Source organism: Allosphingosinicella deserti, assembly GCF_003012735.1.
GTDB lineage: Bacteria > Pseudomonadota > Alphaproteobacteria > Sphingomonadales > Sphingomonadaceae > Allosphingosinicella > Allosphingosinicella deserti.
The window spans coordinates 269,464-288,888 of sequence record NZ_PXYI01000003.1; the positions used below are offsets into that span (position 1 = coordinate 269,464).

The following is a 19,425-nucleotide window of genomic DNA, read 5'->3' on the forward strand; positions in this document are numbered from 1 at the left end:
CCAACAATGGGCTTCCACGGGCGGGATACCAGCTAGAGCAGTCACTAAGAGCGGCGGATCCAAGGGTTGCCGTCATGCGGCTTCTTCGTTGCATCCTTGCTTGAGAAAGCTGCAGGTTGCGAGGCTGGCAGTCCAAAGATCGAAGACACAAGCACCTAGGCTAGTAGAGGATAAAGAGTGGCCACGTCAGGCACCGATCTGGGTTTTGAAGCAGAGTTGTTCAAGGCAGCGGATAAGTTACGCGGCAATCTTGAACCTTCTGAGTACAAGCACGTTGCGCTTGGCCTGATCTTCCTAAAATACATTTCCGAGGCATTCCAGCTTCATCGCAGCAAGCTTCTGCAAGAGGAATATGCCGATCTCGAAGATCCCGAAGAATATCTCGCTGCAAATGTGTTTTGGGTGCCCCCGGAGGCTCGATGGGAGTATCTGCAGGCCAATGCCAAGCGCCCCCGGATCACCTTCTCGGATGTAAACACAGGCCGCGAACGCGAAGGGGATATCGGAAGCCTGATTGATAACGCGATGGACGCAATTGAGCGGGCTAATGCCGCCGTGCTCAAGGACGTACTGCCAAAAGATTATGGCCGCCCACAACTCGATAAGACAATGCTCGGCGAGCTTATCGACTTGTTTTCGAGGGTCGGAATGCACGCGCAAGGTCAAGATTCGCGAGACTTGCTTGGCCGGGCGTACGAGTACTTCATTAGTCAGTTTGCGGGTGCCGAAGGCCGGCGTGGTGGGGAGTTCTTTACCCCTCGATCCGTTGTTCAGACGATTGTGGAGATGCTTGGGCCACAGAATGGTCGTGTTTACGATCCTTGCTGCGGATCTGGCGGCATGTTCGTGCAGTCCGAACGCTTCATCGAGAACCATCAGGGCCGTCGAAGCGACATTGCTATTTACGGTCAGGAGCGCAACCATACCACGTGGAAGCTCTGCAAAATGAACCTCGCCGTGCGTGGTATTGATGCCGACATCAAATGGAACAACGAAGGGTCGTTTCTCAATGACGCGTTTCCAACGCTCAAGTTCGATTTCGCGATGGCGAACCCGCCGTTCAACATCTCCAATTGGTGGCAGCCACAACTAGAAGGGGACGTGCGCTGGCAGTTCGGTACGCCGCCTGCCGGCAACGCGAATTTTGCCTGGCTCCAGCATATTATCCACCACCTCGCTCCGCGCGGTACGGCGGGGGTCGTGCTGGCAAACGGGTCCATGTCCTCGCAGCAATCGGGCGAGGGAGAGATACGCAAGATGATGATCGAGCGCGACGTCGTCGATTGCATGGTCGCGCTGCCGGGGCAGCTTTTCTATTCAACGCAGATCCCAGCCTGCCTTTGGTTCCTCGCCCGCGATAAGGGCGCCAATGGCCATCGCAACCGAAAGGGTGAGTTCCTGTTTATCGACGCCCGTAACCTTGGCCATATGGTGGATCGCACCCGGCGTGAGTTTTCGCAGAGCGACATCGCCAGGATCACCGAAGCTTATCATCGATGGCGTGCCAAGCCGGAAGCGGAGCTCGGAGAACATCAGGACATTCCGGGCTTCTGTAGATCGGTGACACTGGAGGAAGTGCGAAAGCACGGCCATGTCCTCACGCCGGGTCGCTATGTCGGTGCGGAAGATACAAACGATGACGGAATTTCATTTGAACAGCGTTTCGGTGAGCTGCGCAATCAAATTCAGATGCAATTTGCTCAGAGCCGGGAGCTGGAAGAAGCCGTCATTGAAGCGTTGGCCGGGGTGAATTCTGGTGTCTGAATTCCCGACCACAACGCTCGGTGCGCTAGCATCCAAAGAACCCTACTCAATTGCGATTGGCCCATTCGGTTCAAAAATGAAGGCCGACACCTATGTTGATTCTGGAATTCCCGTGATCCGAGGAACCAACATTGGCCGAAGTCGAAACCTTAAGGGCGATTGGGTTTACATCACTGAGGATTTGGCGGCAACAATGCCTAACTGTCTGTTGCAGGAAGGTGATTTAGTTTTCCCACATCGGGGTTCAATAGGCGAGGTCGGGCTGATTGATGGCGCGCATGTGCCGATCTTTTTGTCAAGCAGTATGATGAAATTTCGACCTGACCCATGCAAGCTGTTGAGCAGGTATGCGTATTATTACTTCCGTTCTGAGCAGGGAAAGCAGGAGATACTCCGTTTCGCATCATCTGTAGGTACACCAGGCATTGGTCAGCCTTTGGCCTCAATGAGGCAGTTTTCGATTCCGCTTCCGGATCTTTGCGAGCAAGCTTCAATTGCGGATGTAATTTCCAGCTTGGACGACAAGATCGAGCTTAACCGGCGCATGAATGAAACTCTGGAGGGGATGGCGCAAGCGATCTTTCAAGAGTGGTTTGTCGATTTCGGGCCCACTCGCCGCAAGGCCGCCGGCGAAGCCAATCCACAAGCAGTCATGGGCGGCTTGACCCCGCACCCCGTACGCGCCGCCGAACTCGCCGGCATCTTCCCCAGTGCCTTCGGTGACGATGGCCTGCCGCTTGGGTGGAACGAAACGCCTATAGGCGACCTGGTAAACCTTGCTGGTGGATCGACGCCAAGCACGGTTGATGAAAGCCTCTGGTCTCCCGGGGTTCATCATTGGGCAACGCCCAAGGATCTGTCGGGGCTGGATGATTTTGCCTTGTTCAATACCGGCCGCAAAATCAGCGATGCTGGTCTTGCAAAGATCACGTCTGGGCTTCTCCCCGTCGGATCGGTGCTTCTCTCTTCCCGGGCGCCCATCGGGTACCTCGCGATCGCGCAGGTGGAGGTCGCAATTAACCAAGGCTTTATTGGCTTGGAGCCGACACAAAACATTGGCAGCGGCTTCTTGTATTGCTGGTGCAAGGCAAACATGCCGACAATCGTTGCAAACGCGAATGGTTCAACATTCCAGGAAATCAGCAAGAGAAACTTTCGTCCGATAACGTCACCGATGCCGGACAATAGAGTAGCTATTAGTGCATTCGGCAACGTCGTTGAGCCGCTGTTTGCAAGAATCGTGACTGCCGCAGCCGAAAGCCGGGCACTCGCAGAGACGCGCGACTATCTGCTGCCTCGCCTGATGTCTGGCGGACTTAGCGTTGCTCCCGTAAATTCCGAGCGCTTGTAAATGGAAAGCTACTTGAGACAGAGGTTCATTGATGAGCTAAACGAGGAGGGCGACATTGAGATTCGTACCAAGGTTTGGCGTCGATCAGAGATACTGGAGATGGCGGGAGACGACGTTTTTAACGGTCTGCTCGTGGACTGGGTGTCTGCCCAGCGCACGAATGCGCGCGACCAAGTTGAAGAATTTTTGAGTGATAATGGATGTTTAGACCGCTTCAAAGAGCTGATTCACCGTCACCGGCAAGGGGCCGTAGTGCCCTTTGTAGGAGCAGGCATGTCCTGCGCAAGCGGACACCGGCCTTGGGGTGATTTTCTCAAGTCGTTGTTAGCTGATGCTCGCAACCGGGTTGCGGACATCGAAGCGCTATTAGCAGGAGGACGCTATGAAGATGCTGCTCAAGCTGTCCACGACATACTTGGGGCTCAAGTTTTTTCGCAAGAGATTCGCTCTAAGTTGGGGGCGCACTGCGACAAGGTGGCTGGGCCTGTTCAGCTGCTGCCAATGCTCTTTAGTGATCACGTAGTAACAACAAACTTGGATTACGTATTGATAAACGTGTACAGGTTGGCGAACACACCTTTCACCAACTCCTTTGTCGGATCTGCGTTGCGTGATGCGCCCGGCCGAATTGGTAATGAGCCGCATAGCCTACTACGTCTACATGGCGAGGCGGAAGCAACTCACGGCCGTGTGTTGACGACTGCGGAATATAATGAAACCTATACGGAGAAGCGCACTTTAGCGGAATTAATTGGGACGATTGCGGCGGGCCGTAGCTTCCTTTTTCTTGGCTGCAGTCTAACTGAAGATCGGACAGTCCGAGCGCTCAAGGAACTGAACGGCAAGGCCGCTGTCGGGCATGCCCCGCACTATGCGTTCCTTCCGCAACCCGCTGATGCTGATCGGCTCGCCCGGCGGGGGTTTCTTGCTGAAGCTGGAATACATCCGATATACTACCCAAAAGGTGATCATGACCAGATGGTTGAAAGCCTCTTGATCGCGATGATCGAAGGAATTGAATGAGCATCACCGAAGACATCGTCGAATTGGCCGCGCTGGAGACGCTACAGGAGCTTGGTTGGTCCTATGTTCACGGCGCAATCCTTTCGCCTGAGGGTGCGGCGCCGGAACGCCGGTCATTTGGCGACGTTATTTTGGTCGGCCGATTGGAGGCAGCTATCGGGCGACTTAACCCTGGCGCCCCTGAAACCGCGCGTAACGAAGCCTTACGGCGCGTGCTCACTGGCGAGTTGCCTTCTCTTGTTGAGGAAAACCGTCGCATCCACAAGCTTCTGACTGAGGGTGTCGATGTCGAGTTTCGGAATGACAGAGGCCAGACCGCTGCCACGAAGATTTGGTTGATAGACCTTGACCGAGCAGACGCCAACGACTGGCTGGCGGTCAATCAGTTTGCTGTCGTCGAGAACCGCGCTAATCGCCGCCCCGACGTGGTGCTGTTCGTCAACGGCCTGCCGCTTGCTGTGCTAGAGCTTAAGAGCGGAGCATCGCAGAACGCAACGCTGAGTGATGCTTACAATCAATTGCAAACCTACCTTCACCAAATCCCCAGCCTGTTCAGCACCAACGCAGTTCTGGTTACGTCGGACGGCATTGAGGCAAGGATCGGCTCGATCACCGCTAGTGCGGAACGCTTCATGCCGTGGCGGACGGTGGATGGGCATGACTTCGCTCACCGCGGCATGCCCGAACTCGAAACTCTGCTGCGCGGCGTGTTCACGCGTGAGAACCTCCTGGCACTGATCCGCGACTTCATCGTGTTTGGTGACAAGGGCGGCGGGCCGTTCAAGATCATCGCTGGCTACCACCAGTTCCACGGCGCGCAGAAAGCGGTGCGGCAGGCAGTAGAGGCGACGCGTCCCGGCGGCGACCGGAAAATTGGCGTGATTTGGCATACCCAAGGTTCAGGAAAAAGCCTGTTGATGGCATTCTTTGCAGGCCTGGCTGTAAGATCGGAGGCTCTGGAGAACCCCACACTTGTAATCTTGACCGATCGCAATGACCTGGATGATCAGCTATTCAGTACGTTCGGGCTGTGCCGTGATCTGATCCGGCAGAACCCTGAACAGGCGGATAGCCGTTATGATCTCAAGCAGCTTCTTGACAAGGCAGCCGGAGGCGTTGTGTTCACGACAGTGCAGAAGTTCTCGCCAGAGCGCGGGGAAGAGAGTTTCCCCCTGCTGTCCGACCGGCGCAACATCATCGTTATTGCCGATGAAGCGCACCGCAGCCAATACGGCTTTGAATCCAAGCTCAATCGGGAAACGGGGCTGCGCCGCTATGGTTATGCTCACTACATTCGGCAAGCAATGCCGAACGCATCGTTTATCGGCTTTACCGGCACGCCGATAGAAGACACGGACATAAACACTCCGGCAATTTTCGGTGAGTATATCGACATCTACGACATCAGTCGCGCCGTAGAGGACGGAGCGACGGTGCCGATTTTTTACGAAAGTCGGTTGGCGCGTATTGAACTTAGTGAAGACGAAAAGCCGCTGATAGACGCTGAGATCGAAGCCCTTACTGAAGATGAATCGCTCACTGAAGCAGAGAAGATGAAGGCGAAGTGGTCCGCCGTTGAGGCGCTGGTCGGGTCTAACAAGCGGCTCGAGCAAGTTGCCGCGGATCTGGTGACTCATCTCGAAGCGCGTATCGAGGCGATGAACGGCAAGGCTATGGCCGTGTGCATGAGCCGTCGGATCTGCGTCGAGCTTTACGACCGGATCATCACGCTGCGGCCAGAATGGCATTCCACCGACGACCGTAAAGGCAGAGTGAAGATTGTGATGACCGGCGCCGCGTCGGATCCCTTATCATGGCAGCAGCATATTGGTGCGAAAAAGCGCCGCGATAACCTCGCCAATAGGGCGCGTGACCCGGACGATCCGCTGTGCCTCGTCATCGTTCGCGACATGTGGCTGACCGGCTTCGATGCGCCGTGCATGAACACTATGTACATCGACAAGCCGATGCGCGGGCACGGACTTATGCAGGCGATTGCCCGCGTGAACCGGGTTTTCAAGGGCAAGCCGGGGGGGCTGGTTGTCGATTATATCGGTGTTGCGCAGAACCTTCGCAGCGCGCTTGGTCAGTACACTGATAATGATCGAGACAAGACCGGTGTGGACGAATCCGCAGCGGTCGCGGCGATGGTCGAGCGATACGAGGCGATTTGTGATCTATTTCATGGCTTTGATTACCGGTTAGGCATTGACGGCAAGCCGCGCGAACGTTTGATTTGCCTCGGAGGCGCTATCGATTGGGTGCTGCGGTGGCAGGAGTCTCAGGCCGCCAAGCAGAAGGATGTTGAGGACAAGAAGCGCGCGCATCGCCGTTATCTCGATATGGTTCTTGAACTCTCGAAGGCATTCGCGCTCGCGTCCGCCAGCGACGAAGCCCGCAATATTCGCGATGAGGTGGGCTTCTTTCAGGCGATCCGCGCGGCGCTCGCCAAAACTACGGCGACTGGCAGGATTTGCGAGACGGATCGCGCCTTCGCCGTTCAACAGCTTGTTGATCGAGCAGTGGCGTCCTCCGAAATCATCGATATTCTGAAGGTCGCGGGCGTACAGTCTGCCGATATTTCGATCCTGTCTGACGAGTTCCTTATAGAAATCGGGAAGATGGAGAAAAAGAACCTCGCGCTGGAGGCTTTGAAGAAGCTCCTCAATGGCGAGATTGTTAGCCGATCCAAAACCAATCTCGTTGAAAGCCGCGCCTTCTCGGCTCGGCTTGAGGAGGCGGTTGCCCGTTATCATGTAGGCGCCATCTCCGCCGTCGAGATGATTCAGGAATTAATTGATCTGGCTAAGGCTTTGCAGGCCGCTCGCGCACGGGGCGAGGAGCAAGGGCTCAGCCTTGAGGAGGTCGCGTTCTATGACGCCCTCGCTGAGAATGAGAGCGCTGTTGAAGCGATGGGCGACGAAAAACTACGATTGATCGCCCATGAGCTGCTCGAGCAGTTGCGCGCCAACGTCACCGTCGATTGGCATCAGCGAGAGAGTGCGCGCGCTCGTATGCGAGTACTCGTCAAACGCATCCTTAAGCGTTACGGCTACCCACCCGATTTTGCGGATGAGGCGGTGCAAACGGTTCTGGCACAGGCGGAAATCCTACTGCGCGAAACCAGATCGGCTTACATCTGAGGGTTGCCAAAAAAGGCGGAAGGGGATCACACGGGCGCATCGCCGAGGCGTGTAGGATCACTCAGCTACGTCCCTCCCCGCCGTGTACGTGATACTCCGCTGCGTTCTCTCCGTTGGTGCGAAAGAACTCGATGCGGTGCAATGCTCCAATGATGACGGAGCGTTTGAAGCGGGTACCATAATCGGTCGGAGAGCCAATCTCAGACCATGCGGAACCGAACAAGTTCTTCAACGTAGATGTTTGCGGTCCGGCAGCGTCAATAACAGATTGAGCGCGTTCCAACTCAGGATCACTCAAATGTTGCCCGCGGTTGCTCATATTCGCGCTACCCTTTCCTTGGCGTGGTGGACCACCTACGTTCATATGGGCGTTCCTTATCGAAAAAAACGCAAAAGGTATAGCAGTGGATATCTATGAGCTACGCAGTGTGATGGAGCGCGCCAGAGCTTGAACATGAGGCGCAATCAACCGATGCGACATTGAGATACCGGAACTGGAAGACGTTGCGACTCGGGTTGATTGTGTTCTATATCTAAGCCTTCGGGGTGGCTAGGCGAGCCCTGGCATTGCCAAGCGTAATCGGTTCAAACCTGTCCGGATGCCGAAGGGCGACTGCCTCGAATGTCAGCTCGGGCCACCCCCTCTCCATGAGCATCCGGTACCCATCAGACGCTCGCTTCATGATCAAGTCGGATACCGTGGCGAGTTCTCCGTCCCGTGCGATCTTCTGCCGGGTCCGAGCCAGTCTGACGGTTTTGCCGCGCTCCTCCGTGAGGGCGCCTTCCAGCGCAAAGATGCTCTGCCAAACATCGTGCTCAAGCGTTCCGGGTACGGCGTCAGGGCTGACGGCATAGAGCTTGCGCAATGCTGCTTTTCGGACTTCGTCGTTGCCCAAAGTCCTGGCGTTCTCCGCAAGCTGGCGAAGCTCCTTCGCGTTGGTGCAGGTTGCAATGCGCTCGAGCGCGCGGCGGACAAGTTCAGCGCTGCTCATTCGGCTGCCTGGGCCGAGGAGTCCGTCTGGCGCCGTCGCCAAAGATCTGCCAGCGTCCATTCTCCATTGTCCTCGCGCAGGAGCCAGTCATTCAATCCGTTTCGGTGCGTTCGAGTGACTGCGCGAGACGCTGCGGAGAAGGAAGCGAAAGGCTCGTCGAAGCCGGCGACAAACAACGATCCATGCTCCACACGGGCGGTGAAAGCTTGGCCGCTATAGGTGAATTTCGCTTCCGTGCCTTCAGCGGGGAGCCATCCTCTCGGCTGGGAGCCAAGCGGTATCCCATCCGTCACGTCGCCGATCGCGTCGATAGCAAGCGGTGCGGCCCAGATCTTCCTTGCGATTTGAAAGAGAGCGGCGGCCCGTTCAACGATTCTCTCCTCGTCCCAGATATCATAGGCGTTCAGGTCTCGGTTCAGAGCGAGGCTCGAGTGAGCACGTACCGCAGGCATCTTCACCGAGAAGGGGCCGTTAGAGACCGAAGCGTTCAGAGGCCCAGTCAGCAGCGTGAGATTGCCCAGAGTGTCGATTGCAGCCTCTCGCTCCATCTGCCGGGCAAGGTGGTCGGGGTCGACCTCTTCGGGGTCAAGATGGGTGAAGCCGGGGACAGGCCAGTTCGCTCGCCATTTCTGTGGCATGATATGCTCGATCGATAGCGCAGACTTTATCTGTATGTCCTCGCTCAGCCTGGTCCGCTTTGCGGTTTCGAGAGCTTCGAAGATGTACCGCAAGCGAGGCTGACGCAGTCCCTTATACTGGGCGCGGCCGATCCAGGATTGGCGCCACTCTTCATCGCCCGGCCAGCGCTCCGTGTCAGCAATCCTGGAGGAGAGATGCTGGATCAAGGCGCCAATCTTGTCGTCCTCCACCGAGCGGAGGCGATCGATGATCCCAATGAAGAACCGATTGTAGCCCTTCGTGGTGAGCCCGCAAATATCTCGCCTTAGAATGTAGCTTTCGAGCGCGCCCAAGGCTTCGGGTAATCGCTCGCCCAACGCGGCTTCCGTGGCCAGATAAAGAACAAGGGGCATTGCAGTCGAGACGTCGAAGGCGTCCGCAAACCGGCCGAACTTGCCGATCGGGTCGGATTCCTCCTGCATGAACAGACGTTCTTCCACGCCCGCCGTAAGAGAGATCGACTCGAGTTCGGCCGCCACGCCTTGGAAGGGCTCCTTGTCCAGAATCCAGCGTCGATATGCCTCGAAGAGATTCTGGACGGACACGAGATCTCCAATCTTCATCGAGAGGTGATCGGTCAACATCCAATCGAGGCGACCCCGTGTCTGGCGGCCGCGAGAGGCGATCTGGGTCCAAAAGGCTCGATCGAGCGGGAGCCAGTGCTTCGCGTAGAGCTGATCCACAAGGAGCGAGCTGTCCACCTGCCCAAGGCCTTTGGCCCTTTGAAAGATGAAGTTTCTGAGCAGGTCGCCTGGTGTGAGATCCACCCCACGGCTGTTCAGCGTCTCGAAGATCGTTTGGGGGTCGTCTCCTCCTTCGAGCTCGATCGAGACTGCGGCAAGGCCCTCTTTCATCGCCTCGAAAAGCCTCTCCAGGCGTTCCTCGCTAAAGTTCCCCTCGGTAGTGACATGAGCCTCAACCCTGGCGCGAAAATAGGCGTGCGCGGCGGTGGATCGGCGGACCATGCCGTCTTCGTCCGTGGGCTTGGGAGCAATAGAGTCTAGCTCGACCTCTGGGTCAATCAGCTGCACAAGCGCACGTCGATCTGTGATCGACGGCCAAAGCTTGTAGCGTTCGGCCTCGGGCTTCTCCATCACGCCGTCGTTCAGCAGGTACTTTTGCAGTTCATCCGCATAGCGAGAGCCGTTCGCAGCGGCGACGTCTCGGAGGGCGCAGAGCAGAAGCTGGAATGTCGTCAGCCGCTGCTGGCCATCGATAATCTCGAACGCCTGGACCTGCTTGCCGAAAGTCTTGATCTGGCTGATGACGATCGCGCCCATGAAATGGGGGGAGATCGATGCGCGATCTGTGTTGAGCCGCTCGACAGCCCGTTCAATATCCTCCCAAAGGAGATCCAGCTGAGGCGTAACTTTCCAGGCATATTGGCGCTGATACAGGGGAATCAGGTAGCGCTTTTTGCCGTCGAACAGCTCCACGATGGAGCGCGTATATGGCTTCATGAATTCCCCCAAAGGCCGTGGCCAGCACCCGTCCGCCGCCATTTGGTTGAAGCGTAGCCCTGTTCGAACTCGCGTCAAGCGCGACCAGCAACGCTTTGAAGAAAAGGCGGGATTGCGCTGGGGGCGAGGGACCTCTAGTTTCGTCAGTGGCTGATGATCAGCGCCTGGGGGGGCGAAATGGGGATTGATCGAGACATTCTGGAAGCGGCGTTGGACGCGGCATGTGAGTCCACGAGCGACGCAGCAACCCACACCGAAACTCCGGCGGAGCGGGACCTGCTGAATGAGCAGTGGGCCCAATCCTATATCGGCCTAGCTCTCAACGATATGTTTCGTCAGCGGTATAGTAACGACAAAGCAGGTTACGTGTCCTTTGAGACCACTGTTTCCTGGCTCGACGGCTATCTACCTGCACCCACGAAACCTGGTCCGCGACCCGGGGGATTGACGGCTCGGCAAAGGTTCGATGCTGTCTTGTGGTCGAAAGGCGGTAAGGCGACCGGTCTTGTCGAATTGAAGGACCGACCGTTCATGGGGCGCTATGCCGAGAGTTCCGATCCTCAGAAGCTGTGTGGCGGTCTACGCCGATGGCCGACGTTGCGCTGGGCCATGTTCCTTTTCAGCATCCGCTGCCCGGCGAAGAGTAAATGCATCGATGATGACCTCGCCGCCAAGCGAGACGATATCTTGATGCGCATCCGCAAGGATGTCGGTGATTTCTGGCGCGTGTCGAGCAGCAAGATCGTTCCCGGCCGAGGGAGCCGCACGATGTGGGTGGGCGTGGTGTTTCGGCGACCGGGCGAGGCGGACTGAGAGCAGTCAGAGGCAGCCTGCCGTGGGAGATTGGAATGCGCGACGAACTATACCAGCGAGTGATAACGGTTGATGCTCGTTCTGCCTTTGACCATCTTGAGGCGGCGCTCGGACGCGCAGGATTGGACATCTGGTACAAGCTGAAAGGGAATGTCCGGTCGGTAGACTTCAAGCAGCGGCGGCAGCACTTCTTCTCGTTTATTCCAAACCAAGGTGACCTGCTGTTTTATGTTCGACGTCCTGCTCTGAAACCGAAGCCGCATCTTCACCAGCTTGCGCTCAAGCACCATCCCGAGCAGGTGAATGTCGATAAATGGGGGCGGCCCGCGGAGAACAGCCGCAAGGAGACGAAGATCCGGATCAGGACGAAGAAGGACGCCGAGACGTTGATGTCATGGCTCGGCCCGGAGGTTCGCTCGCTTCTCCAATAAACAAACGACCCGGATCAGCCTACTTGGCGTTGGCGATCACCGCGGCAGCCGATACCGGATGGTCAGCGAGGCGCCCTTTCCCTTCGCCGGCGCCGAGACGATCTCGTCGCCGGCGCGCTGGGCGTCGTACATCGCGTCGCAGCAGGACGGCATCTGGTGCTTGGTGGCGGGGTAGCCGCCGAGGGTGCGGTGGAGCTGGCCGGACTTGACGTCGACATGCCCTGCGCCACGCGCGGCGGCGCGGCGGAGCTGGGCGGCGAGTTCGGCCTGGAATTTCGACATCCCATCGAAATGGCATTTCGATGGGGACCCGGTGACAACCCATCGAATGGCATTTCGACGGGGACCCGGTGAGGAAGAAGAGCGGCAACGCGACCGACAGGAGCGGCGAGAACTTCCAATGAGATCCCAGCTTTCGCTGGAATGACGGAGAGGGGCGTTTGTCGTGCAGCGTCGCTCAGGCGTCGAGATGTCCCAGTTTGTCCGGGTTCCGCACCACGTAGATCCCGATCACCCGTCCTCCTTCGGCACGCTCAGGACAGGCGTATTTGATTTCCAGCGCCGTCGTCTGCAGCACGCCGTCGCCCTCCCGCGTGACCCTTCGACAATGCTCAGGACAGGCTGCCGGGGAGGCCGTTGACGAAGCCGGTGCGGACGAGGGTGGAGCCGTGTTTGGCGAACAGGTTGGCGAGCGCGGTGTGGAGCTCGATGACGCCGCTGGCGCCGAGGATCGGCTCGAGCGCGGCGGCGAGCCCTTCGACGGAGCTCAGAACAGGTCCGTCGCTTCGCTTCGGCCGCCGAGCGCTTCCATGTCGCCGCTCCGCGAGGCGTGGAAGAAGGCTTCGGCGAGGGCGAGGCCGCTCGCCTGCTCGACCTTGAAGCGCGGGCGGCCGGCGCGGACGTGGGTGCGCGCGCGGGCGGCGAGCTGGCGGCAGGCGGCGGGATCGCGCTGAATCGTCGTCGCGACCTCGTCGAAGGCGAGGCCGAAGACGTCGTGGAGCAGGAAGGCGGCGCGCTCGAGCGGGGAGAGGCGCTCGAGCGCGAGCATCAGGGGGAGGGTGACGTCGTGGTCGGCGTCCGGCTCCGCCGCGACCACCGGCTCGGGGAGCCAGGGGCCTATGTAGGTCTCGCGGCGGTGGCGGGCGGACTTCAGCTGATCGAGGCAGAGGCGGGTGACGGTGCGGCGGAGGAACGCCTCCGGCACCTCCACCGCGGCGCGATCGGCCCCCATCCAGCGCAGGAACGCTTCCTGTACCACATCCTCGGCATCGGCGACCGAGCCGAGCATGCGGTAGGCGAGCCGCGTGAGCTTCGGACGCAGCGGCGTGAACGTGGAAACCGCGTCCTCCGGAAGCTCGCAGGAGATGGGGGCCGGGGCGTCCATCAGACGAGGGCCGGCTGGGCCGCGGGGGCGGGGGATTGGGCGGCGGCGGCGACGGTGGCGGCCTTGCCGGTCTCGTACCAGAGGTGGAAGCCGACGGCGAGGCGGTTCCAGCCGTTGATGACGTTGATCATCAAGGTGAGCTTGACCTGTTCCTCGGGCGTGAACTCGGCTTCGAGCGCGGCGCGGGCGGCGGCGAGATCCGCGCCTTCGGAGAGGCGGGTCAGCGCGTCGGTCCAGCCCAGAGCGGCGCGCTCGCGGGGCGTGTAGACCGGAGCCTCGCGCCAGGCGGCGAGGAGGTGGAGGCGCTGCTCGGTCTCGCCGGCGGCGCGGGCATCCGAAGTGTGCATGTTGAGGCAATTGGCGCACTGGTTGATCTGCGAGGCGCGAATCTTGACCAGCTCGACGAGGCTCGGTTCGAGGCCGGCTTCGATGTGGGTGGAGGCAGCCATCCACGCCTTCATGGCGGCGGGGGCGACGGCGTAGGGGTTGAGCGTTGCAGTCATCTGACGGTCCTTTCCATTGGGTTCCGGTGACATGACGAGACGGCAAGGCGCGGTGTGACATGGGGCGCGATTTTTTTGAAAGGGTGACGCGGGGCGGGATGGGAATCAAGGTGGGCTTCGATCCGCTTCATCGAACGCCGAGCCGAGGATGCCCATGCGGGTCTGCCCCGGTGCCGTGGATGGTCACCGGATCCTGTGCGCTGCACCGGGACCGTATTCTGACGCCCTTCGGCGGAACTCAGGACAAGCTACGGCGCGAAAGGCGCGAAGGACGCGACGAGCCTGCGCGCTTCATTGGCCGCCGAGCGTTTCCGACCTGAGATCCCAGCCTGCGCTGGGATGACGGGTAAATGCTACGCGAACCCCGTCGCTGTCATAACAGACAGCAGGGTGTCGCACACAAAGGCGCCAAGCCGCGAAGGGGTGAGATTCCGATATTGCGGCTTGTGGCTCCGGGGCCACCCGAGATCGATCCTGGCCCGCTCCAAACGGAGGGAAGGATGGAGGGAGAAAGAGCGGGCATACGGGCGGGCGCTGGAGCGCCCGCCCGAGGCCGGCAGATCAGCGCGGCTGCTTGCGCATCAACGCGGTGAGGCGGTCCTTGACCGCGAGGCGGAGGCGCTTGAGGCGGAGGAGCTTCAGGCTGTCGGGCAGCCGGCGGCGCAATTCCTGGGCGATCGCGTCGTCGAGGCGGCGGTGGGTTTGCGTCAAGCGGTAGGTTGCAGAGGACATGATGGTCTCCATCGGTCCGCGCGTCGGCGGACCGGATCTGATCGTTGCGCGAGGCTCCGGCCGCCGAAAGGCGGACTCGGGATCGCTTCCATGTGCGGTGCCGTGCCGGGGGCGTCGCCCGTGGGGGGCGCCGGACGCCTGTGCGGATCCGGCGGTGCCCAGGCGCGGCGGGCGATCAGGCCGAAGGCGGGGCGCGGGCGCGGTAAGGGGAGGCGGCACGCTGCCGGGGCGCGGCGACGGGCGCCGGCGCAGCCTGGGCTGCGGGACGCGCCGAGAGCGGCGTGACGACGATGCGCGGCCGCGGCGGGGAGAGGAAGGCGGATCCGGCCTCGTCGGGGAGGCCGTCGTCGGCGGTGCAGAGCGTTGCGGCGGCGGCGCCCGGGCGGGCGGCGCCGGGACGGGCGGCGGTCTCGCGGGCGGTGGGCGTGCCGCCGGCGATCGCGCCGGCGCTGGCGAACAGGCCGAACAGCACCAGAAGCGCCGCGAGCGGCCCCTTCCGTACACTGTCCCGTGCCCCCTTCGGCACCGCCTCGTCTCCCTTTGTCTGCCTATCGAAGTGGGTCGTAACGGCGGCGGTTCAAGTGCGGCGGCGCGCGCTTTGCGACGAGTGGTGAGTGTGAGGGGAGAGGGACGATGGTTGCGCGGCGTCGGGCAGGGCTGTGCGGCGGCGGAGGCCGAGGGCCCCGCGGGCGGAGGCCGAGGGGCACCGCGGGCGGATGGGCCTCAGGCGCTGCCGCTCAGCCGGCGCCAGAGCCATTCCGCCGGGCCCTGGCGGAACCGTGCCAGCCAGAGCCGGCTGAGCAGGGCGAGGGCGACGAACAGCAGGACCGCGACGGCGGTGAGGCCGAAGAGATTGAGGCGCTCGAGCTGGCCGAGGCCGTAGCCGTAGAAGACCCAGCAGCCGAGGGCGCCCGAGGCGAGATAGTTGGTGAGGCTCATCCGGCCGGCGGGGGCGAGGAACGCCTGGAGAGGGGATGGGCGGCGCGGGGGGCTGGGGCGGCGGGCGAGCAGCAGCGCGAAGGCGGCGAGATAGCCGAAGGCGAGGATCGGCACGCCGACATAAGCGGCGGTGATCGCGGCATGGGCGGCGCCGGTCGCGCGGACTCCGAGGAAGGGGAGGCTGCTCGCGACGCTGAGCACCGACCCGATCGGGATGGCGATCGCGGCGAGGCGGCGGAGCAAGCGCCGGTGGGCGGCGGGATCGAGCAGGAGGCCGGTGCGCACCGACCAGGCGCCGAGCAGGAACAGGCCGAGCACGCTGAGATTGTAGAGCGTCATGTGCGGCGTGTTGACGCCGAATTCGCGCAGGCCGGTGCGGATATTCTGTGCGACCGCGTCGGCGTAGGACGGGCTGGTATAGGCGGCGAGCGCTGCGGCGGCCTCGGCACCGCGGCTGGTCTCGATCAGGTTCGGCAACGGGCCGCCGACGGCGAGTTCGAGCGCGGCGGCGATCAGCGGCGGCGCGAGGACGAGGGCGAGGCCCGTCTTGAGCAACCGGTCGATGGCCCAGTGCCGCACCATGATCAAAGCGAAGCCGAGGAGCGCGTAGGTGACGAGGATGTCGCCCCAGAACAGGAAGACCTGGTTGACCAGGCCGAAGCCGAGCAGGACGAGCATCCGGCGGGCGTAGAAGGCGGGGAAGCCGGTGCCGCAGGTTTGGCTCCGGAGCATCAGGATCGCGAAGCCGGCGCCGAACAGGAAGGCGAAGCAGGAGCGTGCCTTGCCCTGGAAGAGGATGAGATCGACGGCGGCGGCGGCGAGATCGGTCGGGCCCGCGGCGGCGAAGGTCGCGCGGCCGTTCACCGCCATCACCATCGATCCGATGTTCATCACGATCACCCCGAGCAAGGCGAGCGCGCGGAGGGCGTCGATATGGGCGAGGCGGCCGCCGGTGAGGATCGTCCGCGCGACATCGTCGGGCGGGCCGGCCGCGTGCGTGCCGGAGGTGGAAATGTCCTGATGTGCGTTCATGCGCCGAATCTCCTTGTCCGGCGCGGGCCTAGGGTGCGGGCGTTTGAACCAGCGTGGTAAGCGGGGCCGGCGGAGCGTGGAAATTGGGGGGGGCGCGGCGCGGGCAGCGCTTTGCGTGCGGGCCGTCAGGGCTGTGCGGTGAGGAGACGCTGTGGATCCGGTGCGTTTCCGACTTGAGATCCCAGCCATCGGGTCCCATCGAAATGGAATATCGATGGGGTCCCTCCGCTGGGATGACGGGGAAGGCGGGCAGACGCTCATTTGCTTGAAGAATCTGCTCCGTCCCTTGCGTGCGACCGGCTGGACGCCCCCGCGGAGGCCAAGCGGCCCCGTGCGCGTCGCGCCTGACTGGCCGCCCGCCCCTGAAGGGGAGCAATCGCGAACGCTGTTGCGGGTGAAGAGGTCTGCCCCGCCCCTCGCGCGCGATCGACTGGACGCCCCACGTCCAGCCTGAACGATCTCGCGCCCCCTGAAGGGGAGGGGAAATCAGCGCTTGCGGACGAATTCGGCGCGGAGGACGAGGCCCTTGATGCCGTCGTGGCGGCAGTCGATTTCCTGGGGATCGCCGGTGAGGCGGATGCTCTTGATCGCGGTGCCGCGCTTCAGGGTCTGACTGGTGCCCTTGACCTTTAAATCCTTGATCAGCGTCACGGAATCGCCGTCGGCGAGAAGGTTGCCGACGGCATCGCGGACCTCGACGTCCGATGAAGCGGGCGCGGTGTCGGCTCCGGCCGCGACCCATTCGCCGGTGGCTTCGTCATAGACATAGTCTTCGGTGCCGGCGGTCATCGTCCATCCTCTTGGCGCCGGCGGGTGCCGGCCTGCCGGGCTGTAGAACGTCCGGACGATCAGGGGAATATCGGCGGCGCCGCTGGAGCCCCGGGGGCTGGCGCAAGTGCCGGCGCCTGGAATAGACCGGGTCGGAACGGCGGAGGCCTATATGGAAGACGCACCGATTACCGGCGGCTGCCTGTGCGGCGCAGTGCGCTACAGCGCCAAGGGGCCGATCGTCGCGGCGCGGATGTGCTGGTGCCGGGTGTGCCAGTATCTCGCCAGCGGCAGCGCGACGACCAACATCCTCGTCCCGACCGAGGATCTGCGGGTCGACGGCGCGCTCGCCGAATATCGCAGCGTCGCCGACAGCGGCAACCGCATGGCGCGGCGCTTCTGCCCGACCTGCGGCACCCATATGTTCAGCGCCGCCGACGACCGGCCGCACCTCGTCGTCGTCCGGGTCGGGACGCTCGACGATCCGGAGCTGGGGGCACCCGAGGGGGTGATCTGGGCGGCGCGCGCGCCCTCCTGGGCATGCTGGGATCCGGCGCTGCCGCGCACCGAGGGGCAGCCGGGGCCGGCGAGGTCGTAACGCCGCGATCGCCCTCCGGGCGCACGCGGCGGGCCTGCGGGGTTGCCGCTGCGCCGCCGGCATCTTCGCTTCGGTTTACGCTCTAGATGTTGGGAGGTTCGCATGGTGGAGGTGGGATCGAGCCGAGGCGAACCGGGCCGGCGGACGTCGCCGGCAATGGCGGTGCTGGCGCGGGTGCTCGGCGGGATGATCCGCAAGGGCGAACTCACCATCGTCGATCACAAGAAGCGGGTTTACCGCTTCGGTACGGCGGCGGCGGGCTGGCCGTCGTGCACGATCCGCTTCGCCGACAAGCGGGTGCCGTTCGCGATCCTGCGCGATCCGGTCATGGGGGTCGGCGAGGCCTTCGTCGACGGGCGGCTGATCGTCGAGCAGGGTACGATGCTCGACCTGCTCACCCTGGTGCGCGGCAACACGCCGTGGGAGGCGGGCGGGACGTTCGGGCGCCGCCGGCCGCTCGGGGCTCGGCTCGACCGGATCAACTGGGCGCGGCGGGCGCGGCGCAACGTCGCCCACCATTATGATCTCTCCGATGGGTTGTACCAACTCTTCCTCGATGCCGAGCTCAGCTACAGCTGCGCCTATTTCCGCGACGTCGGCGCGAGCCTCGAACAGGCGCAGGCGGACAAGAATGCGCATATCGCGGCGAAGCTCGCGCTCGCGCCGGGCATGCGGGTGCTCGACATCGGCTGCGGCTGGGGCGGGCTGGCGCTGTACCTGCACGAAGCAGCGGGGGTCGACGTCACCGGCATCACCCTGTCCGAGCGGCAGCTGGAGATCGCCAGCGCCCACGCCGCCGAGGCCGGGGTCAGCGACCATGTCCGGTTCGCGCTGCTCGATTATCGGCGTGCGGAAGCGACGTTCGGCGGAGGCTTCGACCGGATCGTCTCGGTCGGCATGTTCGAGCATGTCGGGCCGCCGCAGTATCGGACCTTCTTCGAGACGTGCCGGCGGCTGCTTGCGCCCGACGGGGTGATGCTGCTGCACACGATCGGCCTGCTCGGCGGGCCGCAGGTCACCGATGCGTGGCTGCGCAAATATATCTTTCCGGGCGGCCACATCCCGGCCTTGTCCGAAATCGTCGCCGCGAGCGAGACGGCGCGGCTGATCGCGGCGGACGTCGAGACGCTGCGGCTTCATTACGCGCACACGCTCGACCATTGGCACGCGAGGGCGATGGCCCACCGCGCGGAGATCGAGGCGCTGTACGATGCCCGTTTCTTCCGGATGTGGATCTTCTATCTCGCCGGCGCGATCGCGATGTTCCGACACGGCGAGCTCTGCAACTACCAGATCCAGTACGCAAAGGACCGGCGGGCGCTGCCGATCACGCGCGACTATATGGCGGCGGCCGAGGAGGCCCTGCGGGCGCGGTGAGCGGACCGGGCGAGGATTGGCAAGCGGCGGCTGGGGATGATAATGTCGGGGCGATCAGGATCAGGAGAGTCGACATGCGCGTCGTGGTTCTTGCCGCCCTCGTTCTCGCCACCGGCAGCGCGGCGGCACCGCCCGCGGCCGCACCGGACACCGGGCGCGGATTGCGGATGCTGCCCAGCGGCAAGATCTCCAATTGTCCGGATCCGTTTCGGGTGACCCCGGCCGACGGGCTCGAGGCTCCGTCCTCGCGGCGCCTGGGCGAACTGCCGCCCGGAGATACAGTGCTGGCCGTGCATCGCATGACGCCCGACGGTTGCCTCGATCCGCTGATCGTCCGCTACGGCGGCGGCCGCGGGCCGGCGCGGGCGGCACCCGAGCCGGTGCGGCCGGAGCCGCGGCTGTACCGTTGAGGCGCGCAGGCTGACCTTGCGGCCAGC

17 protein-coding genes and 1 pseudogene are annotated in these 19,425 nt (G+C 62.2%); 9 read left to right on the plus strand and 9 right to left on the minus strand.

Translation table 11 applies throughout. The features are described 5' to 3' along the window. The first annotated feature begins 177 nt into the window (after positions 1 to 177). From C7I55_RS09710 to C7I55_RS09725, 4 genes are read left to right on the plus strand one after another with little or no spacing between them, the layout of a single operon-like run. Positions 178 to 1,764 (plus strand): class I SAM-dependent DNA methyltransferase, encoded by a 1,587-nt coding sequence (locus C7I55_RS09710; RefSeq protein ID WP_106512740.1) that lies wholly within the window; start codon positions 178 to 180, stop codon positions 1,762 to 1,764. Beyond that, a complete protein-coding gene (locus C7I55_RS09715; protein WP_199192778.1) occupies positions 1,757 to 3,115 on the plus strand; it encodes a restriction endonuclease subunit S in 1,359 nt (452 codons plus the stop codon). The genes C7I55_RS09710 and C7I55_RS09715 overlap by 8 nt, the downstream gene beginning before the upstream one ends. A gap of 12 nt (positions 3,116 to 3,127) precedes the next feature. After that, positions 3,128 to 4,138: an SIR2 family NAD-dependent protein deacylase gene (locus C7I55_RS09720; RefSeq protein ID WP_158266364.1), complete on the plus strand. Its 1,011-nt coding sequence runs from the start codon at positions 3,128 to 3,130 to the stop codon at positions 4,136 to 4,138. Beyond that, positions 4,135 to 7,281, plus strand: a complete 3,147-nt coding sequence (locus C7I55_RS09725; RefSeq protein WP_106512743.1) for a type I restriction endonuclease subunit R — start codon at positions 4,135 to 4,137, stop codon at positions 7,279 to 7,281. The genes C7I55_RS09720 and C7I55_RS09725 overlap by 4 nt, the downstream gene beginning before the upstream one ends. 533 nt (positions 7,282 to 7,814) lie before the next feature. Here the strand turns inward: C7I55_RS09725 and C7I55_RS09730 are convergent. Together C7I55_RS09730 and C7I55_RS09735 are read right to left on the minus strand one after the other, a co-directional pair. Further along, positions 7,815 to 8,273: a hypothetical protein gene (locus C7I55_RS09730; RefSeq protein WP_106512744.1), complete on the minus strand. Its 459-nt coding sequence runs from the start codon at positions 8,271 to 8,273 to the stop codon at positions 7,815 to 7,817. Then, positions 8,270 to 10,411: a DUF262 domain-containing protein gene (locus C7I55_RS09735; protein WP_106512745.1), complete on the minus strand. Its 2,142-nt coding sequence runs from the start codon at positions 10,409 to 10,411 to the stop codon at positions 8,270 to 8,272. The genes C7I55_RS09730 and C7I55_RS09735 overlap by 4 nt, the downstream gene beginning before the upstream one ends. Before the next feature lie 153 nt (positions 10,412 to 10,564). Between C7I55_RS09735 and C7I55_RS09740 the strand changes: the two genes are divergently transcribed. Together C7I55_RS09740 and C7I55_RS09745 are read left to right on the plus strand one after the other, a co-directional pair. Beyond that, positions 10,565 to 11,224, plus strand: a complete 660-nt coding sequence (locus C7I55_RS09740) for a hypothetical protein (protein ID WP_106512746.1) — start codon at positions 10,565 to 10,567, stop codon at positions 11,222 to 11,224. A 35-nt stretch (positions 11,225 to 11,259) separates the two neighbouring features. Next, complete coding sequence (locus C7I55_RS09745) at positions 11,260 to 11,655, plus strand: hypothetical protein (RefSeq protein ID WP_106512747.1); 396 nt, start codon at positions 11,260 to 11,262, stop codon at positions 11,653 to 11,655. Between the two features lie 36 nt (positions 11,656 to 11,691). Here C7I55_RS09745 and C7I55_RS09750 read toward each other — a convergent pair whose 3' ends face one another. The 7 genes and pseudogenes from C7I55_RS09750 to C7I55_RS09780 form a co-directional block, all read right to left on the minus strand. Beyond that, entirely contained in the window at positions 11,692 to 11,937 is a 246-nt protein-coding gene (locus tag C7I55_RS09750; protein ID WP_106512748.1) for an HNH endonuclease, read from the minus strand. 175 nt (positions 11,938 to 12,112) lie between these two features. Then, positions 12,113 to 13,039 (minus strand): annotated as a pseudogene (locus C7I55_RS09755) (sigma-70 family RNA polymerase sigma factor). Continuing rightward, positions 13,039 to 13,542 (minus strand): carboxymuconolactone decarboxylase family protein, encoded by a 504-nt coding sequence (locus C7I55_RS09760; protein ID WP_106512749.1) that lies wholly within the window; start codon positions 13,540 to 13,542, stop codon positions 13,039 to 13,041. Before C7I55_RS09760 ends, C7I55_RS09755 begins: the two are co-directional and overlap by 1 nt. 561 nt (positions 13,543 to 14,103) lie before the next feature. Continuing rightward, on the minus strand, positions 14,104 to 14,274 hold the full coding sequence (locus tag C7I55_RS09765; protein ID WP_158266365.1) for a DUF465 domain-containing protein: 171 nt from the start codon (positions 14,272 to 14,274) through the stop codon (positions 14,104 to 14,106). 175 nt (positions 14,275 to 14,449) lie between these two features. After that, positions 14,450 to 14,800 (minus strand): hypothetical protein, encoded by a 351-nt coding sequence (locus tag C7I55_RS09770; protein ID WP_106512751.1) that lies wholly within the window; start codon positions 14,798 to 14,800, stop codon positions 14,450 to 14,452. A gap of 197 nt (positions 14,801 to 14,997) precedes the next feature. Beyond that, positions 14,998 to 16,245: a DUF418 domain-containing protein gene (locus tag C7I55_RS09775; RefSeq protein ID WP_106512752.1), complete on the minus strand. Its 1,248-nt coding sequence runs from the start codon at positions 16,243 to 16,245 to the stop codon at positions 14,998 to 15,000. Between the two features lie 486 nt (positions 16,246 to 16,731). Continuing rightward, positions 16,732 to 17,034 (minus strand): zinc ribbon domain-containing protein YjdM, encoded by a 303-nt coding sequence (locus tag C7I55_RS09780; protein ID WP_106512753.1) that lies wholly within the window; start codon positions 17,032 to 17,034, stop codon positions 16,732 to 16,734. Between the two features lie 151 nt (positions 17,035 to 17,185). Between C7I55_RS09780 and C7I55_RS09785 the strand changes: the two genes are divergently transcribed. The 3 genes from C7I55_RS09785 to C7I55_RS09795 all read left to right on the plus strand — a co-directional run bounded on the left by C7I55_RS09785 (position 17,186) and on the right by C7I55_RS09795 (position 19,398). Next, on the plus strand, positions 17,186 to 17,611 hold the full coding sequence (locus tag C7I55_RS09785) for a GFA family protein (protein WP_106512754.1): 426 nt from the start codon (positions 17,186 to 17,188) through the stop codon (positions 17,609 to 17,611). A gap of 156 nt (positions 17,612 to 17,767) precedes the next feature. Next, complete coding sequence (locus C7I55_RS09790; RefSeq protein WP_106513174.1) at positions 17,768 to 18,988, plus strand: SAM-dependent methyltransferase; 1,221 nt, start codon at positions 17,768 to 17,770, stop codon at positions 18,986 to 18,988. Between the two features lie 74 nt (positions 18,989 to 19,062). After that, the gene (locus tag C7I55_RS09795; RefSeq protein ID WP_106512755.1) at positions 19,063 to 19,398 is read left to right on the plus strand and encodes a hypothetical protein; all 336 of its coding nucleotides are present in this window, start codon (positions 19,063 to 19,065) and stop codon (positions 19,396 to 19,398) included. Positions 19,399 to 19,425: the final 27 nt, after the last annotated feature.